This is a genomic window from Lamprocystis purpurea DSM 4197 (genome assembly GCF_000379525.1).
GTDB classification, from domain to species: domain Bacteria; phylum Pseudomonadota; class Gammaproteobacteria; order Chromatiales; family Chromatiaceae; genus Thiodictyon; species Thiodictyon purpureum.
In genome coordinates this window covers 15,658-39,383 of the sequence record NZ_KB902491.1, presented here as the reverse complement: position 1 = coordinate 39,383, position 23,726 = coordinate 15,658, and the positions used below count along the sequence as shown (strand labels likewise).

The window sequence follows — 23,726 nt, the reverse complement described above, 5'->3', positions numbered from 1 at the left end:
CATGAAACCAGAAATCCTCAAGCGCACCAAAGCACTCTCGGTCAACCCGCTGAAGACCAGCGCGACCCTGGGCGCCGCCCTCGCCTTTCTGGGGTTCCGTCGGGCGATTCCGATGCTGCACGGCTCACAGGGCTGCACGGCGTTCGGCAAGGTGTTCTTCGTGCGTCACTTCCGTGAGCCGATTCCGATCCAGTCCACCGCCATGGAGCAGGTGAGCGCCATCATGGGCGCCAACGAGAACGTGGTGGAGGGATTGCGGGTCCTGTGCGAAAAGAGCCAGCCGGACCTGATCGGGGTGCCGACCACCGGATTGGCGGAGACTCAGGGAACGGACATCCACATGGCCGTGCGCGAGTTTCGCGCCAAGTACCCGCAGTACGATGCGATTCCGATCGTGGCGGTCTCCACGCCGGACTTCACCGGCTGTATGGAATCCGGATTCGCACTGGCCGTGCGCGCCATCATCGACGACCTGGTGCCGGACGCCGCGACCGCCGGCACCAAGCCCGGCCGGCGGCGCCGCCAGGTCAATGTGCTGGCCGGCTCCGCCCTGACACCAGGCGATCTGGAACATCTGAAAGAGCTGATCGAATCCTTCGGGCTGCGTCCGGTCGTCCTGCCGGACCTCTCCGATTCGCTCGACGGGCACCTGCCGGAAGAGGAGTTCAATCCGCTCACCATCGGCGGCGCCTTGGTGAACGAGCTGGCGACCCTGGGCGACGCGGCGGCGACGCTGGTGATCGGCGCCTCGATGGACGCGGCGGCGGACCTGCTGAAAGCCCGCACCGGGGTCCCCGAGCATCGCTTCCAGCACCTGATGGGTCTGACTGCCGTCGATGCGCTGGTGCAGACCCTGATCGCGATTTCAGGCAATCCGGTACCGGAGCGTGTCGAGCGGCAGCGTGCGCAACTCCAGGACGCCATGCTCGACTGTCATTTCATGCTCGGGCTGACCCGTGTCGCCATCGCCGCGGACGCGGATCTGCTGATCGGGTTCAGCCAATTCCTTGCGGGCGTCGGGGCCGAGACCGTTGCGGTGGTGGCCCCGGCCACGGCTCCGGCATTGGAACACGTGTGCTGCGACCGGGTGGCCATCGGCGATCTGGAAGATTTGGAGTCGATGGCCCGCGAACGCGAAGCTGAAATCCTGATCGGCAGTTCCCATGCGGTGCACACGGCGCAGCGCCTGGATATCCCGCTCCTGCGTGCCGGCTTTCCCCAATACGACCGGGTCGGCGGCTATCAGCGGACCTGGATCGGCTATCAGGGTGCGCGTACCGCATTGTTCGACCTGGCCAACCTGCTGTTGACGTTGGAGCGCGGTGAGATCCATCCCTATTACTCCCGCCTGTCGCCACGGCCGGACGAGCCGCGGCAACACACGCATTAGTCAGACGCAGCCGGGGTGGACGGCGCTGTCGCTTGTCCACCCGAGGGCCGGAACGATGATCAAGGTCCAGGTGGGATCACAGCAGCCAGGGCGAATGCAATGACAGTGGAACGACGTCTCAAGATTGTGACTAACGGGGCCAATACGATGGATGACAAGACAACAGTCCAGGTTGCCTTTGCCACCGGCGATATGCGTCATGTCGATCAACACTTCGGTGCGGCCGTGTCCTTTGCGGTCTATGCCATTGACCCCGACAGCTCTCACTTGGTGGAAGTCACTCAATTCGATCGGATGGTCATGGACGGCAACGAGGATAAGCTGGCCGCGAAGTTCACCGCATTGGATGGCTGCATCGCCATCTACTGCCAGGCAGTCGGGTCGTCGGCGGTGAATCAGTTAAGGGCCAGAGGGATACAGCCGATCAAGGTCACTCCCGACGCCAGGGTGAGCGACCTGATCGAGACCCTCCAGGAAGAACTGCGGGCCGGACCTTCGTCCTGGTTGGCGCGGGCGCTCGAGGCACGGCAGCGGCCGCGCGATGAGCAGCGCTTCGATGCGATGGAGTCGGAGGGCTGGAGCGAGTAAGTCATGGGTCGGGCCGCTGGCCTTGATCGTAATCCCGGCCAGCGGCGTGCGTAGTCAGGGCTTCCAGCCCTGACGGTGTCAGGCCAGGATGGCCTGACTACGCACCCGGCGAGCCCAAGTGGCCGGAATCTTGATCGAGGCCCGTCCGCTGCCCGGACATCACGCATTCGTTTTCAACAGATTTCAAACTCAACAAAAGACGCGAGGCCAACCAATGAGCGTGGCAGTTGCCGCAGTGACGGAGAACGACCCGGTCCTGAAGACCGACTTTGCCGTGGAGATGGTGCGCCAGATGCGGGCCATCGACAGCTACGGCACCTTCGACAGTTGGCCGGTGGAGCGCATCCTGGAGCCCTTCGTCCTCACCAAGGAAAAGAAGCGCGAGATCCCCATCATCGGCGACCCGGACGAAATCGTGCTGGCGCGGGTCAAGGCGTTCTACAACGCGATCTCCGCGATGATCGAGAAGGAATGCGGACTCATGGCCGTGCCCATGCTGAACCTCACCCATGAGGGGTTCGGCCGGGCACTGATCACCGTCGGCCGGCTGGTCGTCATGGATCGGACCTTGCGCGATGTGCACCGTTTCGGTTTCCCATCGCTCTCCAAGATGAAGGATGAGGCCGACAAGATCCTGTCCGTGGCCCTGAACATGATCGGCGAATACCCGAAGGTCGCCGGGCTTTAGGCGGCGGCTCGGGATGGGAGACACTGCATGACTGAAGCAACCATCGGCGAACTGGAGAAAGCCGTCAAGAAGGCGAAGCGGATTGCCAGCGAACGGGCCGGCGAACTGCACGATCTGGTGGAGGAACGCCTGCCGGCCGCCTATGACGAGATCCCCGGCATCGCCCAAGCCACCTATGACGCGTGTCGCGCCTGGGCCGATGCCGAAGCGCGCTTGAAAGCCGCCACGACGGCCGACGCATGAATTAGACGTATCAAGAGTTTACCAGTATGAGCACCATTACCGGAATCACCCGCGGCGGCATCGCCTGGACCCCCGCCTTCGTCACCAACATCAACCAAACCCGCTGCATCGGCTGCGGCCGCTGTTACAAAGTCTGCCCGCGCGACGTCTTCGAACTGGTCGATCGGGACGACTTGGATCTTGAAGAGATGGAGGCGGATGACGGCGATGATGACGAATTCGACGAAGTGCCGGGCATGGTCATGAACCTCAAGGACCTGCTGGACTGTATCGGCTGTGAGGCCTGCGCGCGGGTCTGTCCCAAGAAGTGCCTCACCCACGAGCCCGCGTCAATCGCGGCCTAAGCGATACCACGAGAATTGTCCACGATGACCCAGGCCCAAGCACGCTACGATCAAATCGATCCACTGGCTCAAGCGATCCATGCGGCCCTGCTGGCTGAATTGGACAAACTCGGCTTCATCCCCGGCACGATCACCATCGCCGACCCGGCGAAGGTCGGCTACCGACTGGAGCGGGACCCCGCCTCGGGAGAGCACAGCCTGGTCGGCGAATGGCGGGACCCACGGGGTCAGAAACTCGGCGGGCTGGTGTTTCATGAGGATGGCAGCTTCTTCGTCGAACACGATGTGATTCGATCCCATCCACGGGATGACCGTTGGTTCGTCGAGGCGGTGAACGCCTGGGGCCGGGACTTCGACATCCGTGCCGAGCCGCGGCTGCTGCCGCTTCCGAAGTAAGCCTGCTCCCCGGAGCACTCAATCATTGGTCCTGCCACTTCTGCATCACCGCGCGGGCCTGCGGCAATAGCTCGAGTAATACAGCAATCAGCGTGGGGTCAAAATGCTTGCCGGCTTGATCCTTCAGATAATCGACCGTTTGCTCCACCGGCCAGGACTCCTTGTAGGGACGCCGGGAGGTCAATGCGTCGAAGACGTCGGCCACGGCGACGATCCGTCCTGCGATGGGAATGTCCTCACCGCACAAACCCGCCGGATAGCCTGAACCATCCCACTTCTCATGGTGGGTCAAGGCGATGATTCTTGCCATTTCGAACAGCTTCGACTCCCCCTCGCACTCTCCGATGATCTTGGCGCCTGAGGCACAGTGCTGCCTCATGATCAACATCTCTTCAGCGGTGAGCTGACCCGGCTTGCGCAGGATGTGATCCGGCGTGCCAATCTTGCCGATGTCATGCATGGGCGCCGCATTGAGCAGGATATCGCATTCTTCTTCTTGCCAACCGCTGGCGCGCGCCAACAGTTGCGCGTAATGAGACATCCGAATCACGTGCCGGCCGGTCTCGTTGTCCTTGAATTCGGCCGCGCGCCCAAGCATCTGCAGTGCCGTGAGCCGCGACGCCAGCAGATCCGCATGGATCACATTGATTTTATTTTGGAAGGCGCGATTCTGATCGCTCAGGGCGAGTTGGGTCTTGACGCGGGCCAGGACCACCGCCGGACGCACGGGCTTGGTGATGTAGTCCGCGGCCCCCAAACTGAACCCCTTGACCTCGTCGACCTCGTCGCTCATCGCCGTGCAAAAGATGACTGGAATGTCGCTGGAACGGGGGTCCTCCTTGATGCGCTCGCACACGGCGTAACCATCCATGCCCGGCATCATCACGTCCAGCAGCACCAGATCGGGCTTTAGCTTGAAGACATTGTCCAACGCGTCCGCCCCGGACTTGGCAAACGCCAGATCATATTCGTGCTTGAGGATTTGCCTGAGCAAACTCAGGTTTCCCGGCTCATCATCCACGACCAGTATCTTTTGCTTACTCATCGCTTGCACTGCACTCCAGAATGCTTGACTTCAGTTGCATGGCGCAGTCGCCGGCTTGCGCAAACTCGAAGCGATCCAACAACTCCTCCAACGGCTCGAAGATCTCCGGGTCAAGGGCTTCGCGTAGCCCATTGACGGCATCATCATCGAATTCGGCTTTTTCGAGCGCCAGGATCAAGGCATCGAGCAGCGCGATGACGCGCGCGGCATTCATGGGCTTGACACCCGCGGGATGGTTGTCCGCCGCGGCCTCCGCCTCTGCGAGGACTCGCAAATCCGCCTGCAACCGGTCCATGGTCGAGCGCAATTGCTCCAGTAACGCGGAAAACGCGTAATTCCCCGCTTTGATTCTTACCTCGATGTCATTGCTGATGACGGGCACTTCGCGCACACCGAGATTCGCCGTGACCCCTTTGAGCGTATGCAGGAGGTGTTTCGCATCCTCGTATTGCTCAGCCGCCACCAGCTTGACCAGCCGCGCATGGGCATCGGCGAAGTCGGTACCCAACTTCATGAGCGACTTGCGGTAAACGGTCGGGTCTTTCCACAACTCCAATCCGGCACGCACATCGATCATTCGCAGACCCAAACCTTCAAGGCGCTCGCTATACGTGTCCGTGATGCTCGGCACCTGTGAGAACGAAGGGAAATGCCGGGCGATTTTCTGATATAGGTGGTCAAAGTTGATCGGTTTAGGAACAAAGTCATCAGCGCCCGCGTCAAAACAGAGCTGTTGATCGCTTTCCAGAACACTGGCGGTGAGCATGATGATGGGGATATGTCCCTCAGTCCCGCGTTCGCGTGCACGGATGGCGCGAATCGCATCGAAGCCGTTCATCACCGGCATGTGAGCGTCCATCAACACGAGATCGAACGGCTCCTGGTCAAACTTGTCGACCGCCTCGCGGCCATTTTCGGCAATGGTGATCAGATGATGACGCTGAGTCATGCGCATCACCACCAGTTCCTGATTGAGCTGGATGTCTTCGACGAGCAGAATCTTGAGCGGACGCGTCCAGCGATCGGTCTTCAGCCGCCGGTCGTCCTGACTGCTGCAGTCGGTGACTCCCGGGGCCGGGGGTAATGCGACGACGAACTGAAAGGTGCTGCCGATGCCCTCCGCGCTTTCCGCCCAGATGCGCCCCCCCATTTCCTCGACGATCCCGTAACAAATGGTGGTCCCCAGGCCGGTACCGCCGAATATGCGGGTTGTCGATTGATCTGCTTGGGAAAAGCGCTCGAAGACCCGGGCCAGGTTGGACGGCGCGATGCCGATACCAGTGTCGATCACGCAGAAATGAACGTCGTCATTGTTCGGGCCGGGCTTGATGTCGAGTGTGACACTGCCGACGGGGGTGAATTTGACCGCGTTACCCATCAGATTGATGAGCACCTGCCGCAGCTTGGTCGGATCCCCCAGGCTACACGGCGGGAGTCGGTCGTCCACGCGCACAAAGACCTCCAGTCCCTTGCGTGTCGCGTTGATTTCAACCAATTCCGCAACGCTGGTCGCCAGCGCCAGGATGCTGAAGGGGATGACCTCGAGTTCCATCCTGCCGGATTCGAGCTTGGATACGTCGAGAATATCATTGAGAATCGTCATCAGCGACTTCGCCGCCGTTGACACCGAGCGCAGCAGCTTATACTGCTGATCGTCGAGTTGCGTCTCCATGACCAGCTCGGTCATCCCCATGATCGCGTTCATCGGGGTCCGGATCTCGTGGCTCATGTTGGCCAGAAACACCGATTTCGCCTGACTGGCCTGCTCCGCCGCCTCCTTGGCCCGCACCAGTTCAGCCATCAGCCGGACCCGATCGGTAATGTCCTGGATGGTCCCCACCAGCCGTGCCGGCCGGCCGTCCTCGTCGTGGAACATCTGGCCCAGCGCCATCAGGACCCGCTCCTCGTGCTCGAAGCGAATGATCCGATATTGAATCTCGTAAAGCTTGTCGGGGTGTGCCGCCAGGTCTTGAATCACCGCCTGCAGCGCCGCGCGGTCGTCAGGATGGGCGAGCGCAATGATCGTGTCCTTGGTCGGGACGAAGGTCTCCGGCCGGAGGCCGAAAATGCTGAACATCTGCGGCGACCAGCTCACCGCATCGGTCATCAAATCCCAGTCCCAACTGCCGACGGAAGCGATACGTTGCGCACTTTCCAGGCTCACCCGGCTGTATTCGAGGTCGCGGGTCCGGTGGCGGACGCGTTCCTCCAGTTCCTCGTTGAGCCGCTGCATGCGCAGCGCATAGGCCCGCTGCTCGGTAATATCTCGCGTCAGCACAACGCTACCCAACCAGTCGCCGTTGGGTGCACACACCGGCGTGATCCGGATCTCGAAGACCTGGTCCGGCAGCCCCTTGAACGCGGTCGCCTCGAAGACGTATTCCCGGCCGTCATGGACAGCCTGCAGGCCCTGACGAAGGTGCTCGGGGTCCAGACCCAAGGCCTCCCGCAGCACCTCCAGCGGCCGGCCGATGGCCTCCTGTTTGCCCAGGCCGAAGATAGACTCTGCCGCGGGGTTGAAAAAAGCGATGCGATGCTCGCCGTCGATGGCGAAGATACCGAGATGGCGCGAGGAGTCGAGGATGCTGTTGAGGAAGGTGCGCTGCTCCAGGAGCGCCAGCTCGGCCCGCTTGAGCGCGGTGACGTTCTGGCGGACGATCAGCGCCCCCTGGAAATCCCCTTGCAGGCGGGTCGCGACCAGATGGAACCAGTGCGTGTCCCACGCCAGCTCGGCAGCGACCTCGATCTGGAACTGGCTGCGCTCGCCCGCCAAGACCTCACGCACCCCCGCCGAAAAGGCGCTGCCACCCAGGGCGGTATCCTGGTCCGCGGCGACGATGCCGTGAAAAATGAGGCCTTGCCAGGCCGCCGGGGTGGTCCTGGCGTGGCCGCGAGCCAACTCATAATCGAGCCAGGCGTTGTTGACCATCAGGATCTGCGCGTCGCCATCGAGCACTAGGACATGGGACTCCATGGCCTCGGTGATGGAGTGCAGGAGGCCGCGGCTGCTGTCCACTTCCTGCTGCAACTTGGCCAGGCGCTGGTTGGTCCGGCGTTGCTCCGTGATATCGGCGATCAACCCCTCGCGGGCGACAGACAGGCCCCCTTCACGCAACACCCGCCCGGCATCCCGCACCCAGACCTCGGCACCGTCGGGCCGCAACAGACGGTACGCAACGGTGTAACCGTCACCGCGGTGGATCTGATTTTCGCGTTCGCGCTTGATCCGCAGCCGGTCCGCGGGCAACACCAAGTCATCAAGGCTGAGCGCTTACTCACCCGTGAAGGCATCAAGGGCATGCCCCAGCAGACCTTGCGTATCACCACAGACCCGCTGCTCCGGGCAACCCTCAATGGTCGACACCCGATAGCAAATGACGCTGCCAAGATGAGGCGCCAGCAATTCCAGGGACGGGTTGACCCAGTCGGCGGTTGGCAAGGGGGGTGCTCCTTGACGAGTTGTGAACGGTTCCTTAAATCGAATGGCTGAATGGCGACGGCGACGTGCTGTTCCGACAATCGCCTAAAGCCAGGTCAGGAGCTGTTCGCGCAATTGCGTGGCCGCAAACAGACTCTCCTCATCCCAAGCCCTGGAATAGCCGTGGCGCACCTGCACCCATTTCTCGAATGAATGGCGCGGAGACAGGCGTTGCCCGTCGGGTGTCAACTCCAGGGGCTTTTCGGGATTGCCGGCCCAGGCGATTTCTCCGGCCTCCTCGGGGCGCAGCAGGTAGATGTTGACCGGCACATTGCCGAGGCGCTTGGCCCGCAGACTGACGGACAAGACCCCATGCACCTGGTCGCCGCCGGGCTGAAGCGCCTGGACCAGGGCCTCGGGCAAGTGATCCAGTGCGAAGACGGCCTCGCCCTGATTGCGCAGGCACCACTGGTGCAGGGCCTGCACTGTCCCAGGATCTTGCGGCTCGCCGAACAGGGAGGGCGCGTTGTCGATAAAGAGGGCGCCGCTGGGCGCGCCGAACACTTGGGCGAGCGTGGGGAATTCGCGTGCGACGGCCTCCGGCAGCGCCATCCCCAGGGCCACATTGGCCTTGATCGGTGCCAGACAGGCGGTCAGCGCTTCATAGATCGCCCGCCGGGCCGTCTTGCGGACGGTCTGCAGCGACTCGACGAATTCCGCGGCGAGTTCTTTGCAGCGCTGGCGGCGCTGCAGCGAAATGAGTTTCGGCTCAGGATGATGGCAGGCAATCAGCCCCCACAGCTTGCCTTCCACACTGATGGACACGGAGAATGACGAGCGCACATTCATATTGTGGAGATACTGAGCGTGTACCGCCGAGACCGAACGCAGGTCCGACCAGGTCTGTTCGAGCGCGGTCGCGTCGCCGTTGCGGCTCACCAGGGCGATCGGGGCCGCCGCCGCGTCCGGAATGTGTCGATAGGGTGTCTGGGCATAGAGCCCCCGGGCGATGGCGGGGATGTCCGACGCGGGGAAGCGCAGTCCCAGATAGGTGCCCGTGGACAGCCGCACTGTTTCGGCGAGCACCTCACCCGACCAATCGGGATGAAACTGGTAGAGCATCACCCGGTCGTAACCCGTCACCGCACTCACCACCTCCACCAGACTTTGCTGCAGTTGCCGGAGTTTTTCGGTATCGATCGGCGGTCGGAGCGCTAAGAGTCGGTGCGCGCTGGGGTCGCTCTCATCCGGAATCGTGGGTTCGAACTCCAGGTGCCAGCCGGCGCTGGTCGGGGAGATCAGCACATCGAGTTCGCCGCAGCCCAGGTCCAGTGCCCCGAGCAGGTGGATACGCTTGCCAGCACTGGTCGGCAAGTCCACCAACTCCGGCAGATAGCGATCCAACCAATCCCTGCCATCCTGACCCAGCAGGGTCTGCGGGTCTTCACCGAGCAGTGACGCGGCGTTGGCGCTGACATAGCGGAACGCACCGGACTGCTTGTCCATGAACAGCAGCACACCATAGGATTGGATGAGCCCCGAGTTGGCCAACCGCTCCCGTTCGCATTCGAGCACCTGAGATGGATCGACATCGGTCATGATCTAAGTCTCCGCAGGCCGTTAACGAATGATAAGGAGGCTGACTGCGTGTTTCAGGTTTAAAGCACCCCTGCGCCGGACCGCAGCACCTCGATCATGCCGCCCGCCGCCGGGCCTTGAGCCGTCAGGTGCAGCCGTCGACCCTCATCAAGATAGTCGATGGCGATCGTCAGATCGGGCGCGGGCAGGAGTCCGGCACCGCGCTCGGGCCATTCCACCAGCCAGAGCGCCGTCTCTGCAAGCAGATCGCGCAGCCCCAGATATTCCAGTTCCTCGGGGTCGGCCAGGCGATACAGATCCAGGTGAAAGACCCGTATAGCGCCGATTTCATAGGGTTCGATCAAGGTATAGGTGGGGCTGCGCGCGGCTCCACGGTGGCCCAGGCCGCGCAGGATGCCGCGCGCCAGGGTGGTCTTGCCGGTCCCCAGATCGCCGCGCAGATAGATCACCAGTTGTTCGGGCAAGTGCGCGGCCAGGGCCGTGCCAAACGCGGTCTGCGACTCGGCGTCGGGCAGCCGGATCTCGATCGACCCGTGATCATCTGTGTTCATCTGTTACGGAACGCCTTTGGCGTCTCGGTCGTTGTCGTTGTCGTAATCGTATTCGTAATCGTAATCGAGGTGATGATACCCGCGAGGATGCCCAAGTTAAATCGCTTCTTCGATTACGACAACGACAACGATTGTATTCGTTGGTTAGCCTGTTCTTGACTCGTTACTCAAGGACGCTTGAGTACGCCATTGGCGACCGGCCGCAGGGCCGCCAGGATGTCACCGGCGAGCAGACCCTTTTCGCCGTCCCGTGCCGCATGGTCGCCCGCCGCCGCGTGCAGACAGACACCGGCGGCGGCTGCTGCTTCCGCGTCCAGACCCTGGGCGCGCAACGCGGCGATGACCCCGGTCAGCACGTCGCCCGCACCCGCGGTGGCCATGCCCGGATTGCCGTCTGAACACAGAGCCGGTGGACGCTGCGATTGGCCCTGAATCAGAGTCCCGGCCCCCTTCAGGACCGCGACTCCGCCGTAGCGTTGTCGCAGCATAGCCACCGCCGAAAAGCGGTCCTGGCCGATCTGCGCCGTGCTCGATCCGAGCAGCCGCCCGGCCTCCCCCGGATGCGGGGTCAGCACCCAGTCCGGACCGGCGCCGGGCTGCTCGGCCAGGAGGTTCAGCGCATCGGCGTCGACCACCAGCGGTTTGCCGCAGCCGCGGACCCGCTGCCAGAGTGCCCGCCCCCAGGGCCCGCGCCCCAGACCGGGACCGATGGCGATGACGTCGGCCCGCTCGATCAACCGATCCAGTGTCCGTCGGTCCGCGACCGCGCTGACCATGAGTTCCGGCCGGGTCAGATTGAGCAACTCGGCATGGGCCGGATGGGTGGCGATCGTGACCAATCCGGCCCCGGCGCGCAGCGCGCCCTCGCCCGCCAACCGCGCCGCGCCGGACATGCCAGGCGCTCCGCCGACCACCAGCACATGACCAAAGTCGCCCTTATGCGCACTGCGGCGACGCCGGCCCAGGCGGGTGGACTGCTGTGCCCAGTCGACCCGCCGGGCCGCGAGGATCTGCTGGGAATAGACCAGCGGGGGCACGTCCAGCGTGCTGAAGTAAATGGCGCCGCAGTGGTCCGGGCCGGCACCGGTGAAGAGCCCCTGCTTCAGACCGATGAAACTGAGGGTGGCGTCGGCCTGCACGGCGATTCCCAGCACGGCGCCGGTGTCCGCGGCCAACCCCGAGGGCAGGTCGATCGCCAGCACCGGGGCGCCCGCGCCATTGACCGACGCGATGGCCTGGGCCGCGAGACCGCTCACCGGTCGATCGAGCCCGATGCCGAACAGCGCATCGACGATGACGCCGGGCCGGCGCGGCAAGCCGCCGAATGGTTCGACCTCACCGCCGGACGCACGATAGGCCGCCAAGGCCAGTGCCGCATCGCCGCCGACCCGTTCCGCATCGCCGACCAGCAAGACCTGCACCTGAAGGCCGTCCGCCCGGGCCAGGCGGGCGACCACGTAGCCATCGCCGCCATTGTTGCCCAGCCCGGCCAGCACGGTGACACGCTCGGCCGCCGGCCAGCGGGCGCGCAGCAGATCGTAGGCCGCGGCCCCGGCGCGGGTCATCAACACGATTCCCGGAATGCCATGCGTCTCGATGGCCGCACGGTCCAGTGCCCGGACCTGCGCGGCCCGATAGAGCGCATGCGGCAGTTGATCGGTCGCGGTCGGCGGCATCGCAGCGGCCCTCACCCACGCAGGTGATGATAGATATCGAGATACTGCTGGCCCGGCTTGTTCCAGGAGTTGTCGGCGCGCATGCCGTTGGTCCGCAACTGTCTGAAATATTCCGGGAAGCGGAACCAGAGCCCGATGGCGCGGTCCATCGCGGCTTCCAGACTGGCCGGCGTGAGCTCGTCGAACAGGTAGCCGTTGCGCTCCTCGAACGGCTTGTCCGAATAGTTGGCGTCGAAGACCGTATCCGCCAACCCGCCGACCCGCCGCACGATCGGCACCACGCCGTATTTCATGGCGATCATCTGCGTCAAACCGCAGGGCTCATAGACGCTGGGAATCAGGATCATGTCGGCCCCGCCATAGATCAGGTGCGACAGCTCTTCGTTATAGGTCAATTCCAGATGGCAATCGGGATTGGCGTCCATCTCGTGCTTGATGCCCCAGAACAGCTCATTGACTTTCGGCTCCGGGGCTGAGCCGAGGAGCACGAACTGACAGCCGCTTTTCAGCGTGTGATAGATGGCGTGACGGATCAGGTCCACGCCCTTCTGCCGATCCAGCCGACTGACCACCGAGATGATCGGCTTGAACACGTCTTCCAGCCCGACCCGTTCGCGCAGGGCGCGCTTGCTTGCCGCCTTATTGGGCAGACTGTCGGGGCCATAGGGCTTGGGCAGATGGGTATCCAGCTCCGGATTCCACACCGAATAATCGATGCCGTTCAGGACGCCGCCGAATTTCCGGTCATAGTACTGCAGCACCCCCTGCAAGCCCATCCCCTGATCGGTATGCTGGATCTCCCAGGCATAGCGGGGCGACACCGTGGTGACGAAGTTGGAGAAGACGATCCCGCCCTTCATCAGGTTGCCCGCGCGGTGACTGACCGGGTCGAGCAGCCGCTCCATGACCAATAGGCGATCGGGCCGCAGGCCGACCTGACGCAGCACGTGCTCGCCCACCACGCCCTGATGGCCCATGTTATGGAGCGTGTAGCAGACCCGCGAATGGGTCATCCCCAGCGCCTGATAAATCTCATACAGGAGGACCGGCACCAGACCGGTCTGCCAGTCATTGCAATGGATGACATCCGGATGCCGGCCGGACTTGTACATGAACTCCAGTACCGCGCGGCAATAAAAAGCGAAGCGGTTGGGATCATCCGGCTCGCCATAGATCTTGCCGCGCCGAAAGAAGTTCTCGCGGGCATGCTCGTCGATGAAATAGCACTTGAGTCCGTCGACCTCGCCACATTCGACGTCGCAGTGAACCCATTGGTCGTAATAGGGCACCCACAGATCCCGATGACACTTGGTGAGGTTCCAGATTCGATCAAAACGCAACACGTCGTACTTGGGGAGGAAGATCTCGACCTGGTTGCCGCGGATGGCGAGTTCCCGCGCCAGGCCCTGGACGAAGTCCCCAAGACCGCCGGCCTTGGCAATCGGCGCGCACTCGGCGCTGACCATCGCGATGTACATGAGCCCTACCCCCTAGATTCGCTCGTGTGTCGGCAGCGCTCCGCGTCGCCACTCGTTGATGCGCTCCCTGGGGCTGCTGGGCGGACGGCAAGTCCGGAACGCGGCCAGGGATGCGAGGGTGGAAGTATAACCGCCGACGGGTCGCGACCGACGCCCCCTGGGGCTCAGTCTTCACGCTTCTCGCGCAGCTCCGGTGGCGGATGCAGTGCCAGTGCCCGGCGCAGCAGTTCGGGATCATCCACCAGCACGACCAGTTGGAACCGACCGCCGGGCCCCACCCGATAGGGATGACCGAACAGATCGATCTCGGTGCCGGGTGCCGCCTGACCGCTGATCCGCAGTTCCGCCAGGATCTGAACCCCCATGGACCGGACCGGTTCCTGGCCGTAGGACAAGGGTGGGATCGGTCCATAGGTTACCGACTCGGCCGCCGCAGGTTCCGCCGCGGTCAGCAACTCCGGAAACACCGGGCGGACCGGCAACGGCGGATACTCCGGTGAATCCGCCCGCCCCCCGTCCGCGTCCGGCGCTCGTACTTCCTGCTGCACCGGCAACCCTTGGGCGACAGAGTCCAGCATGACCGCAAGGGTCACATCATCCCCGGGCGCGCCGGCGGACGCGGTCGGCATGCCGGGAGCGAGCAGCGCGACCGGTGCCGGACTGGCGGGCGCGGTCGGCGGGATTGAACCGGCGCCCGGCGGCAAATCGCCGGTGTGCTCCGCAATCAGGCGCAGTGCGAGCGGAAAGATCGGCACGGGCCGCGCGTCAGTCGGCCGCTGGTCGGCCGGTGCCCCGACTGATTCGGCCGTGTCCTGGGCGTTCGGGGATAACGGCGTGGCGGGCGCCGCGGCCAGGCGGGTGAGATCGACCCCGACTTTGGCGACATTGTCCAGGTCGTTCGAGCGGGCCAGCATCAGCCACCCGCCATCCCTATTGATCAGACCAAGTTCCGCGCGGTAGCGTCCGTGGTCAAGCGGCACGCTGAACTCGCGAAACCCGCTTCCCGACCGGGCGACCGCTGCCAACCGGACCTCATCGAGTTGATCCGAGCCGCCGTCCGGCCGCAGGCGCCGCAGCCGCAGCACCAGCGTGGGGCGCGCGCCGGCCACGGGAAAGGAGCCGACCGCCTGCTCCAGCGTGTCGGGTTCCAGGCGCCACTGAACCCGCAGAACACCGCGGGCGGCACCATAGAGCACCACGCCAGTGCCGCGCTCCTCGCCGGGAAAGTGCGGCGCCAGTTCGGCGGTCACATCGTCCTCGGCAGCGGGCGGACTGGAGCCGTCCGACCCCGGATGAGCGGGCGGCGACCCTGGTTCTGAGGTCTCTCGTTCCGTGCTCATACCGGTCCCCTGGACCGTCGCGCAGCACTCCGGATTCGCTTGCTGATCACCGGGCGCGACGCGGCCCGCGTGCCTCCGCGGTCAAGCACGGTTCACCCTGTCAGCGCCTCTGTGTCCGCTTGGGTCCAGTCCGCCCGCCGCCGGGATGCACCCTGGCAGGCGGCGAACCGGGACGCGTCGCATTGGTAGTCGTGTCCGGCAGGGTATCCAGCGGATCCCCGGCCGTTTCGAACGGGTTGGTCGTGGCCGTGACTTCCAGCGGGCCGGCGCGGCGGGCCTCGGCGACATGGGTCGCTGGTTCCGCGAGATCAGGCGACCGGACACGCAACAGTTCAGACAGCAACTCAGTGGGCTGACCGCCCGGCAGCTCAGGCGGCAGTTCACCCGGCATCTCAGGCGGCTGCTCGCCCGGCAGTTCAGGCGGCAGCTCACCCGGCAACTCAGGCGGCTGCTCGCCCGGCAGCTCCAGCGGCGGTTCGGACGGCAACTCGGTCACGGCCTGAACGCTCGGGGTGGCGGCCTGATCGATCTGTTCGGGTTCCGGCTGCCCCTTCCCGGAAACCGGCGGGCTCAGCGCGGCATCCAGGGCCGCCGCGACCGTGTCCAGGTCTTTGAACGCCGACGCGGTCCGTTCATACAGGAGCGGAATCCAGGAATCGCCCCACACAAAGTAACAACTGGTCTCGGCCTCCAGGAGCAGGCGGCGGGCACGTTCCAGCGCCTCCCAGCAATGATGGACACGCCGGGTCGCATGCAGACGCGTGAGCAGGTCCCAATAACGCGCGCTCAAACGAGTGACCTCCTCCACCGCCGCTTTCTGCTCCGCGCTGCCGGCCCATTGGGACAGATCCGGCACGAAACCCATGCCGACATTCCAACTGCCGGTCTGCACCTGGGCATAGGCCTGCGGTGGATGCTGTTCAAGATAGGCACTCAGTGAAACGGGGTTGACCGGATACTCTCCGCCACGGTAATGCTCCATGTAAGGAGCGAAGAAATAGCCGAAAAACCCGGATCCCTCGTGGGGCTCACGAAACCAGTTGCCGTTCTCCCCATCGGACCAGGTGGTGACCAACCGCGGCTCATGCGGGCGCGCCGAACCCCCGGTGCGCCAGCGCACCTCGTTCTGAAACCAGGTGGCATCGAGCCCGGTGTGCTGGGCGGCGGACACATCGCGATCCCGCGGCACCACGGTGATACACACGCCATCATGGCAGGCCAGGTAAGGGCGGAAGACATCGCTGATGCCGTCCTCGGGCAGCACATGGATACCGTCGGCCACCACATAGTCGAAACCCGCCTCGACCAGGGCCGGGATCATCTCCATGGTGAAGGCCAACTCCGGCGGCCAGAAGCCGCGGGGCATGCGGCCGAAGGCGCGCTGCATGGTGACACGTCCCAGTTCCAGTTGCTCGGGCCAATCCTCCCGCGGGATGAGCGGAAAGATCGGATGATGCTGGCCCATGCCGATCAGTTCGATGTTGTCCGCCTGGGCGTAACCATCGAGCATCGCGGGAATATCCAGGATGTGGCGGTAAAGATCGACCACCCGCTGGTCCAGCAGTTGATCCAGCAGCCCACCGGAGAAACCGACGTGCAGCCTGGCCACGTCGCGATACCGCGCGGCGTAGCGCACCGGGCGCTCGTAACAGCGCATGATCTGCTCGGCCTCCCAGGGGTTGGCTTCGATCAACAGGCGCAGATTGCCCGGCGGCTGATGCATGTGCAGCCCAAGGGCGTGAAAGAGAGTGCTTGTCATCGGTTCCCACCGCGGCTCCGGCCGGCCCTCGAACGGGGTCGTACCCACAATGGTGATCATCGCACGGCCCCAGGATCAACGCCAGATCGGCGCCGGAGGACGGCGGCGCCTCAGACTGGGCCGCCCGGCCCAAAGCCGAGAGATCGACGTCGATTCCTCGTAAATCCGGCGCGCTTGGCGCCTCGATATGAGATCATCCCTGCGGTATGAACAGCAACGCCAACCCGGCCTTCGCCCGCTATATCGGCATCGACTACTCGGGCGCCGCCACGCCCAAGTCCAGCCTCCAGGGGCTGCGTGTCTACCAGGCGGATCGGGCAGCGCTGCCCGCGGAGGTCGTGCCGCCGCCCAGCCCGCGCACCTACTGGACGCGGCGCGGGATCGCGGAATGGCTGGTGGACCGTCTGGCCGAAGACCAGCCCACCCTGGTCGGCATCGACCACGGCTTTTCGTTTCCGTTAGCCTATTTCGAGGCCCACCACCTGCCCTTCGATTGGCCGGCCTTCCTCGCCGATTTCCAGCGCCATTGGCCGACCGACGACGACATCTACGTGGATTTTGTCCGCTACGGTAACGCCGGCAATGGCGCCGCGCGGATGGGCAGCACCCGCTGGCGTCGCCTGACCGAGACACGCGCGGGCGCGGCCAAGTCGGTCTTTCATTTCGACGTGCAAGGTTCGGTCGCCAAGTCCACCCACGCCGGCCTGCCATGGCTGCTCTATCTGCGCCGGCACCTGGGCGACCGGATCCACTGCTGGCCGTTCGACGGCTGGCAGGTCCCGGCCGGACGCTCGATGGTGGCCGAGGTCTACCCCGCCCGCTGGAAGCGTCTGTTCCCTCCGGACGGACGCACCCCGGACCAGCACGACGCCTGGAGCGTCGCCGCCTGGCTGCGTCAGGCCGATCTGGACGGCCGCCTGCAAGACGCCCTCGCACCCGCCCTGACGCCGCCGCAGCGCGCCATGGCCGACATCGAAGGGTGGATCCTCGGGGTCGACTGACGCTCAAGGCCCGCGTAACGGGCTGAGAACCATCAAGCGCGAAGCGAGAAGATATAGCGCCCCAGCGATTTGTATTGACTTCCGTATTCACCGAGATGCGGGACTCTTGGTCCATCGCCAGGCAGATAAGTCAGAACCACCGAACGCGGTGTTCCACCATAGGCCAGGGATGCCCTGCCGTCTTTCAGGAAAGTGGCTAAGACGCTGACGAACAGCCGAATATGCGCGCGACTGCGTTGCTGCGACTCAAGCGTGACGATCTGCCAACCATCGAAGTCCCGAGCCCGGCCATGGCTATCATAGGCTAACATCCCATCAGTTCCACCAGTGTCTGCCATCGCTCGACCACCGCCGCCGGGCAAGGCCCGAGCAGCGCCAGGATCAGCCCAGCGGGTGACGCCGAGACCCGCCGCTCGATCCAGGCGCGGGACGCACGCGGGTCGTCGATGACGGCCGCAGGGACCGTCCAGGCCAGACCCCTGATCACGGACGGGTCCCTGCCCGGCCCGGCTCCCGGGTCCAGGATCGGCCTGGATTCCAGATCGAACTCGGCGCCCGGCGGCGGCCCGATCAGGCCGCCAAAGCGTTCCCCCAGCGCCGCGGCGACCAGCGCGGCCAGGGCGGACGGCAGACCGGGCTCGGCCTCCAGATAAAAACGGAAGCGGCTGGGGGTATCGCGCGCCCAGTCGCGGGCGCCCGCGACGCCCGCCGCACGCCAGCGCGGTGCCGGAACCGCGACCGCCCAGCAAAGGTTGGCGAAGTATGCAAGCCGCCACTCCGGCGGCAGATCATCCGGATAAAACAGGTCGTCGCCCGACCAGGGGTCCCAACCAGAGCGCACGGGAAGCAAGGGCATGTTGGCAGTGGTTAGTGGTTAAACCGCGTCCAGCGCGGAATGCGTGGTTTTCATGGTGTGTTCGGCCTTGGAGATTTCACCGACCTCGGTGGAGACGCGGTTGAATATTGATACTTTTTTCAGGCTGTAAACCGCGCCAGATCCAGCCATCGTCGAGTCTGCCGGGACCGATCCCATCCAAGAACATCGCATACCGCGCTGGGCGCGGTTTAGTGTATGGTTATATGGCCCACCGGCGGCAAGACAGCCCTCGATGTCAAACCCTACGCGAATCCCATGACTGAACCACGCAGACTCGGCACCCGCAAGCACACCCTGGCCCCCGGTCAGGAGGCGCGCATCCGCGACCTGGGTCGTGCAGTGATCGAGACCGAGGCCGCCGCGGTCGCGGCCTTGGGCGCGCGGCTGGATGGCGGATTCGTTGACGCCTGTCGCTTCCTGCTGGCTTGCGAGGGGCGGATCGTCGTGCTGGGCATGGGCAAGTCAGGACACATCGGCGGCAAGATCGCCGCGACTCTGGCCAGTACCGGCAGTCCGGCTTTCTTTGTGCACCCTGGCGAGGCCAGTCATGGCGATCTGGGGATGATCACTCCGCGCGACGTGGTACTGGCACTCTCCAACTCCGGCGAGACCGCTGAATTGCTGACCATTCTGCCGCTCATCAAGCGGTTGAGCGTACCGCTGATCACCATGACCGGGCGTACCGATTCGACCCTGGCCCGTGAGGCGGATATCAACCTGGATGTCAGCGTCACCCGCGAGGCCTGTCCCCTGGGTCTGGCACCCACCTCCAGCACCACTGCCACCCTGGCGATGGGCGACGCTCTGGCGATTGCCTTGCTGGAGAGCCGCGGCTTCACCGCCGACGATTTTGCCCGCTCGCACCCCGCCGGCACCCTGGGACGGCGCCTGCTGCTGCATGTTGAGGATATCATGCACCGCGGCGAGCAGGTGCCGCGGGTCCCGCTGGGAACCGCGCTGCTCGCCACCCTGGAAGAAATGTCACGCGCCGGGCTGGGCATGACCGCGGTGGTCGACCCCCAGGGCCGGCTGGCCGGCATCTTCACCGACGGCGACCTGCGCCGCGCCCTCGACCGCGGGATCGATGTCCGACGGACCCTCATCGACACGGTGATGACGGCCGGCTGTGTCACCGTCGCCGCCGCGGACCTGGCCGCCGAGGCCCTGCGGCTGATGGAGGCGAAATCAATCAACGCGCTGCTGGTGGTCGACGACGAAGGCTGTCCGACCGGGGCGCTCAACATGCATGATCTGCTGCGCGCCGGCGTAGTCTGAGAGGAACCGTGAGCAAACAAGCGATTCGCAAGCGGGCCGCCCGCATCCGCCTGGTGATCCTCGACGTCGACGGGGTCTTGACCGACGGCAGTCTGTTCCTGGGTGACGATGGCCAGGAATTCAAAGCGTTCAACGCCCGTGACGGTCATGGTATGGTGTTGCTGCAGGAGACCGGCGTGCGCCTGGCGGTGATCAGCGGGCGCAACTCGAACCTGGTGCGCATCCGCATGGAACACCTGGGTGTCGCCCATGTCTATCAGGGGTGCCGTGACAAAGTGCCGGCCTACGATGAGCTGAAACAGATTCTGGAACTGCCCGACGACGCCTGCGCCTACGTCGGCGACGATGTGATCGACCTGCCGGTCATGCGCCGGGTCGGTCTGGCGATCGCCGTGGGCGATGCCCATCCGCTGGTCCGGCAGCATGCCCACTGGTGCACCGAAGCACCCGGTGGACGGGGCGCCGTGCGCGAGGTGTGTGAATTGATCATGGATGCCCAGGGAACCTGGGATACCATGGTCGAGCCTCCCCGCTGACATTCCCCGTTACGGTTGGACGGCAGGCGTGTGGACAACCAGACAAGGCCGGCTCGCGGTGGTGTTCGCCCTGCTCGGCGGGGCCGGCTGGTGGCTGTCGCGGAGCCTGGTCGAGGAGCCGGCGCCGCGCGCGCGCGACCGCGCACCCAACTATGTCGTGTCCGACTTTCGCGCCATCGAGACCGACCCGACCGGCCGACCGACCCGGCGCCTGGTCGCCGCACAACTGCGACAGTTCGTTCCCGAAGACCTGTCCGAGCTCGACGTGCCGGCGTTGACCTTGTTTGAACCCGACGGCGCGCCGCCCTGGGAGATCAGGGCCAAACGCGGCCTGCTGTTATCCGGCGGGGACGAGGTGCGCCTGAGCGACACGGTCACCGTCGAACGGGCCGGCACCGCCTTGTCCCGTTCCATCCGGCTCGCCACCTCCGAACTGACCCTGTGGCCCAAACGGGACTATGCCCAAGGAGACCAACCCGTGAGAATCGAGAGTGATCGCGACTGGCTGACAGCGAATGGTGTGCGACTGTGGTATGCACGACCCGCCCGCGCCGAGTACCCCGGCCGCGTGCACATCTCCATCGCTCCCGCCCAGAGCGCGGCCGTCCCATGAACCTCCGGCCACCGCGCGCGCTGACCAGCCGCGTCCTCGCCGTCGGCATCGCCCTGAGCCTTGGGTTCATCATCCAGCGGGCGGCCGCGCTCACCGGCGACGACCAACAACCCATGTTGATCGAGGCCGATACGGTCGAGGTCGACGAGGCCAAGGGCACCAGCCTCTATGTCGGCCGGGTCCAGGTCGACCAGGGCACCATGCGCCTGCTCGCCGATCAGGTCACGGTGCACCACCGCAGTGATCGCCGCATCAAATTCATCATCGCGCGCGGCAACCCGGCATCCTACAAACAGCAGATGGACGGCGACCAGGGCGAGGTGCAGGCGTTCGCCAAGCGCATGGATTACGACGCCGAGCGGGATGAACTGGTCCTGACCGACGAGGCGCTCCTGATTCAGGGCACGGACCGCATCACCAGCGATCGGATCGTCTACGATCGGGCCAAAGCGCGGATGCAGGCCGGCGGCAGCGGCCGGGTCAAGATCACCTTTACTCCAGATGCCAAGAACGGCGCCCCGGCCAACGGCGGCACTCCGCCCAAGCCCCCGGCTACGCCGCCGCGCGCCCCCGCGAGTCGTCCTTGACCACCCTGCGCGCCACCCAACTGAAAAAGCGCTACCGCAGCCGGCAGGTGCTCCATGACGTGAGCGTCGAGGTCGACGCCGGCGAGGTCGTTGGTCTGCTCGGCCCGAACGGCGCCGGCAAGACCACCTGCTTCTATCTGATCGTCGGGCTCATCGCCAGCGATCATGGCCGCATCGAACTGAACGGACGCGACCTCACCTTGGAGCCGATGCATACCCGGGCGCGCGCCGGGCTGAGCTACCTGGCTCAGGAGGCATCGGTCTTCCGCAAACTGACGGCGCGCGAGAACATTCTGGCGATCCTGGAGACCCGGCGTGACCTGAGTCGCAGCGCGCAGCGGCAACGCTGTGATCAGCTGCTCGAAGAACTGGGCATCGCCCACGTGGCGGCCTCGCTGGCGCTAAGCCTGTCCGGCGGCGAGCGGCGGCGCCTGGAGATTGCCCGCGCCCTGGCCGTGGACCCGGTCGTGATGCTGCTCGACGAGCCCTTTGCGGGCGTCGATCCGATCGCTGTCGGCGACATCCAGGCCATCGTCGCGCATCTGCGCGAGCGGCAGATCGGCGTCCTCATCACTGACCACAACGTCCGCGAGACCCTGGACATCTGCGACCGTGGCTACATCATCAACGCCGGCACCGTGATCGCCGCCGGCACACCGACGCAGTTGCTCGCCGACCAGCAGGTTCGGGAGGTTTATCTTGGAACGGACTTCTCAATGTGAGGCCGCAGATGACGACACGCATTCCGCCGCGCGCCGCGGTAGGCTAGAATCAAGGAAGGCACCGTTATTGCTTTCATGAACCGGATCACACGCCCATTAACGCATCCATGAAGCAGTCCATCCAGCTTCGACTAGGTCAGCACCTGTCGATGACGCCGCAGTTGCAGCAGGCCATCAAGCTGCTGCAACTGTCCAGTCTGGAACTCCAGCAGGAAATCCAGGAGGCACTGGATACTAACTTCATGCTCGAAGAAGGCGAGGAGTCCGAGCGCTTCCAGGCCGCTGACGCGGCCGACATCCGCCTGCCCCAGGACCAGACGCCGGAACCCCCGACCGCCACGGTCCAGGAGCAGACGGTGGAGCGGGAACTTCAGGTCGAATCCCAGGAAATGCCGGACGAACTCCCGGTCGACACCCAGTGGGATGACGTCTACGAAAACTATCTGCCGACCAGCAGCCAGGGCGGCGGCGACGACGATTTCGATCCCTTCTCCCAACAGAGCCGCCCGGAGACCCTGCACGACCACTTGCTCTGGCAGCTCAACCTGACCAAACTCAGTGAACGGGACCATGCCATCGCCCAGGCGGTGGTCGACGCCATCGACGCGAACGGCTACCTGCGCACCGATGTGGATGAATTGCTGACCACGGTCGGCGACCCGGACATCTCCCCGGAGGAGGTGACCACGGTGATCCATCGCGTCCAATCGTTCGATCCCCCGGGGGTGGGTGCCCGTGACCTGCGCGAGTGTCTGCTGATTCAACTGAGCCAGTTACCGGATTGCGCGCCGACGCGCGACCTGGCGATCGCCATCTGCACCCGCGGCTTCGACTACCTGCCGCGCAACGACGTGGCCGCCCTGGCGCGCCTGCTGCAAACCACGGAAGACGCCATCCTGGCCGCCCTGGAGATGATCCGTCACCTCAACCCGCGGCCCGGTACCCTGATCGCGGAGGTCCCGGCGGAGTATGTGGTCCCCGACGTCCTGGTGCGGCGCACCGAGGGCGCCTGGCATGTCGAGCTGAATCCGGAAACTACGCCTAAACTAAGAGTGAACGCGGATTATGCGCGCCTGATCCGGCGCGGCGACCAGAGTGCCGACAGCATCGCCTTGAAAAGTCATCTACAAGAAGCCCGGTGGTTCATCAAGAGCCTGTCGAGCCGCAACGACACGGTGCTGCGGGTCGCCTCCAAGATCGTCGAGCTCCAGCAGGAGTTCCTCGAACAGGGCGAGGTCGCCATGAAGCCGCTGATCCTGCGCGACATCTCCGAAGCGCTCGAACTGCATGAATCGACGGTCTCGCGGGTGACCACGCAAAAATATATGCACACCCCACGCGGCACCTTCGAGTTCAAATTCTTCTTCTCATCGCACGTGAACACCGCGTCCGGAGGCGAGTGTTCGTCCACGGCAATTCGTGCCCTGATCCGTAAGATGATCACCGGCGAATCGGCCAGGAGGCCGCTGAGTGACAGCAAGATCGCAGACGAATTGGCTGACCAGGGCATCAATGTCGCCCGACGCACGGTCGCCAAGTACCGCGAGGCCCTGGGGATACCCCCCTCGAACGAACGCAAACGCCTGGCGTGACAGGCTGT

24 protein-coding genes are annotated in these 23,726 nt (G+C 64.6%); 13 read left to right on the top strand and 11 right to left on the bottom strand.

The window, feature by feature from the left end; translation table 11 throughout:
* Position 1 precedes the first annotated feature (1 nt).
* The 6 genes from nifN (at position 2) to A39O_RS0111955 (ending at position 3,649) form a co-directional block, all read left to right on the top strand.
* Positions 2-1,390 carry a nitrogenase iron-molybdenum cofactor biosynthesis protein NifN gene (nifN, locus tag A39O_RS0111980; protein WP_020504896.1) on the top strand — a complete coding sequence of 463 codons (1,389 nt, stop codon included), beginning with the start codon at positions 2-4 and terminating at the stop codon, positions 1,388-1,390.
* A gap of 147 nt (positions 1,391-1,537) precedes the next feature.
* The gene (locus tag A39O_RS0111975; protein WP_020504895.1) at positions 1,538-1,978 is read left to right on the top strand and encodes a NifB/NifX family molybdenum-iron cluster-binding protein; all 441 of its coding nucleotides are present in this window, start codon (positions 1,538-1,540) and stop codon (positions 1,976-1,978) included.
* 214 nt (positions 1,979-2,192) lie between these two features.
* Positions 2,193-2,666 (top strand): NifX-associated nitrogen fixation protein, encoded by a 474-nt coding sequence (locus tag A39O_RS0111970; protein ID WP_020504894.1) that lies wholly within the window; start codon positions 2,193-2,195, stop codon positions 2,664-2,666.
* Positions 2,667-2,693: 27 nt separating this feature from the next.
* Complete coding sequence (locus A39O_RS0111965) at positions 2,694-2,909, top strand: CCE_0567 family metalloprotein (RefSeq protein WP_020504893.1); 216 nt, start codon at positions 2,694-2,696, stop codon at positions 2,907-2,909.
* A gap of 26 nt (positions 2,910-2,935) precedes the next feature.
* The gene (gene fdxB, locus A39O_RS0111960; RefSeq protein WP_020504892.1) at positions 2,936-3,253 is read left to right on the top strand and encodes a ferredoxin III, nif-specific; all 318 of its coding nucleotides are present in this window, start codon (positions 2,936-2,938) and stop codon (positions 3,251-3,253) included.
* Positions 3,254-3,277: 24 nt separating this feature from the next.
* Positions 3,278-3,649, top strand: coding sequence for a hypothetical protein (locus tag A39O_RS0111955; protein ID WP_020504891.1), 372 nt, complete (start codon positions 3,278-3,280; stop codon positions 3,647-3,649).
* A 22-nt stretch (positions 3,650-3,671) separates the two neighbouring features.
* On the opposite strand, the gene A39O_RS0111950 is transcribed toward A39O_RS0111955, so the two are convergent.
* From A39O_RS0111950 to A39O_RS33190, 9 genes are all read right to left on the bottom strand, one after another.
* Entirely contained in the window at positions 3,672-4,694 is a 1,023-nt protein-coding gene (locus A39O_RS0111950; protein WP_020504890.1) for an HD domain-containing phosphohydrolase, read from the bottom strand.
* Positions 4,687-7,944 carry an ATP-binding protein gene (locus A39O_RS0111945; RefSeq protein WP_245561883.1) on the bottom strand — a complete coding sequence of 1,086 codons (3,258 nt, stop codon included), beginning with the start codon at positions 7,942-7,944 and terminating at the stop codon, positions 4,687-4,689. The genes A39O_RS0111950 and A39O_RS0111945 overlap by 8 nt, the downstream gene beginning before the upstream one ends.
* 21 nt (positions 7,945-7,965) lie before the next feature.
* Positions 7,966-8,133: a hypothetical protein gene (locus tag A39O_RS40720; protein WP_020504888.1), complete on the bottom strand. Its 168-nt coding sequence runs from the start codon at positions 8,131-8,133 to the stop codon at positions 7,966-7,968.
* Between the two features lie 84 nt (positions 8,134-8,217).
* Positions 8,218-9,711: a GAF domain-containing protein gene (locus A39O_RS0111935; protein ID WP_020504887.1), complete on the bottom strand. Its 1,494-nt coding sequence runs from the start codon at positions 9,709-9,711 to the stop codon at positions 8,218-8,220.
* A 59-nt stretch (positions 9,712-9,770) separates the two neighbouring features.
* On the bottom strand, positions 9,771-10,262 hold the full coding sequence (tsaE, locus tag A39O_RS0111930; RefSeq protein ID WP_020504886.1) for a tRNA (adenosine(37)-N6)-threonylcarbamoyltransferase complex ATPase subunit type 1 TsaE: 492 nt from the start codon (positions 10,260-10,262) through the stop codon (positions 9,771-9,773).
* A gap of 167 nt (positions 10,263-10,429) precedes the next feature.
* On the bottom strand, positions 10,430-11,938 hold the full coding sequence (locus A39O_RS0111925; RefSeq protein WP_020504885.1) for a bifunctional ADP-dependent NAD(P)H-hydrate dehydratase/NAD(P)H-hydrate epimerase: 1,509 nt from the start codon (positions 11,936-11,938) through the stop codon (positions 10,430-10,432).
* A gap of 11 nt (positions 11,939-11,949) precedes the next feature.
* On the bottom strand, positions 11,950-13,416 hold the full coding sequence (locus A39O_RS0111920) for a glycogen synthase (protein ID WP_020504884.1): 1,467 nt from the start codon (positions 13,414-13,416) through the stop codon (positions 11,950-11,952).
* A gap of 164 nt (positions 13,417-13,580) precedes the next feature.
* Positions 13,581-14,756, bottom strand: coding sequence for a hypothetical protein (locus A39O_RS36525; RefSeq protein ID WP_026199346.1), 1,176 nt, complete (start codon positions 14,754-14,756; stop codon positions 13,581-13,583).
* A 100-nt stretch (positions 14,757-14,856) separates the two neighbouring features.
* Entirely contained in the window at positions 14,857-16,515 is a 1,659-nt protein-coding gene (locus A39O_RS33190; protein ID WP_211211572.1) for a polysaccharide deacetylase family protein, read from the bottom strand.
* A 206-nt stretch (positions 16,516-16,721) separates the two neighbouring features.
* Between A39O_RS33190 and A39O_RS0111905 the strand changes: the two genes are divergently transcribed.
* Entirely contained in the window at positions 16,722-17,516 is a 795-nt protein-coding gene (locus A39O_RS0111905; RefSeq protein ID WP_020504882.1) for a hypothetical protein, read from the top strand.
* Positions 17,517-17,548: 32 nt separating this feature from the next.
* Here the strand turns inward: A39O_RS0111905 and A39O_RS40715 are convergent, their stop codons facing one another.
* Positions 17,549-17,827: a hypothetical protein gene (locus tag A39O_RS40715; protein WP_157640013.1), complete on the bottom strand. Its 279-nt coding sequence runs from the start codon at positions 17,825-17,827 to the stop codon at positions 17,549-17,551.
* Positions 17,821-18,372, bottom strand: a complete 552-nt coding sequence (locus tag A39O_RS36520; RefSeq protein WP_020504881.1) for a DUF72 domain-containing protein — start codon at positions 18,370-18,372, stop codon at positions 17,821-17,823. Before A39O_RS36520 ends, A39O_RS40715 begins: the two co-directional genes overlap by 7 nt.
* A gap of 276 nt (positions 18,373-18,648) precedes the next feature.
* Here A39O_RS36520 and A39O_RS0111895 point away from each other — a divergent pair, with 276 nt between their 5' ends.
* From A39O_RS0111895 to A39O_RS0111870, 6 genes are all read left to right on the top strand, one after another.
* Positions 18,649-19,668: a KpsF/GutQ family sugar-phosphate isomerase gene (locus A39O_RS0111895; RefSeq protein WP_026199345.1), complete on the top strand. Its 1,020-nt coding sequence runs from the start codon at positions 18,649-18,651 to the stop codon at positions 19,666-19,668.
* An 8-nt stretch (positions 19,669-19,676) separates the two neighbouring features.
* Positions 19,677-20,204 (top strand): 3-deoxy-manno-octulosonate-8-phosphatase KdsC, encoded by a 528-nt coding sequence (kdsC, locus tag A39O_RS0111890; protein WP_020504879.1) that lies wholly within the window; start codon positions 19,677-19,679, stop codon positions 20,202-20,204.
* A 28-nt stretch (positions 20,205-20,232) separates the two neighbouring features.
* Entirely contained in the window at positions 20,233-20,817 is a 585-nt protein-coding gene (gene lptC / locus A39O_RS0111885; protein WP_026199344.1) for an LPS export ABC transporter periplasmic protein LptC, read from the top strand.
* On the top strand, positions 20,814-21,404 hold the full coding sequence (gene lptA / locus A39O_RS0111880) for a lipopolysaccharide transport periplasmic protein LptA (RefSeq protein ID WP_020504877.1): 591 nt from the start codon (positions 20,814-20,816) through the stop codon (positions 21,402-21,404). The genes lptC and lptA overlap by 4 nt, the downstream gene beginning before the upstream one ends.
* A complete protein-coding gene (gene lptB / locus A39O_RS0111875) occupies positions 21,401-22,126 on the top strand; it encodes an LPS export ABC transporter ATP-binding protein (RefSeq protein ID WP_020504876.1) in 726 nt (241 codons plus the stop codon). Before lptA ends, lptB begins: the two co-directional genes overlap by 4 nt.
* A 107-nt stretch (positions 22,127-22,233) precedes the next feature.
* Positions 22,234-23,718 carry an RNA polymerase factor sigma-54 gene (locus A39O_RS0111870; protein WP_020504875.1) on the top strand — a complete coding sequence of 495 codons (1,485 nt, stop codon included), beginning with the start codon at positions 22,234-22,236 and terminating at the stop codon, positions 23,716-23,718.
* The last annotated feature ends 8 nt before the right edge of the window (positions 23,719-23,726 follow it).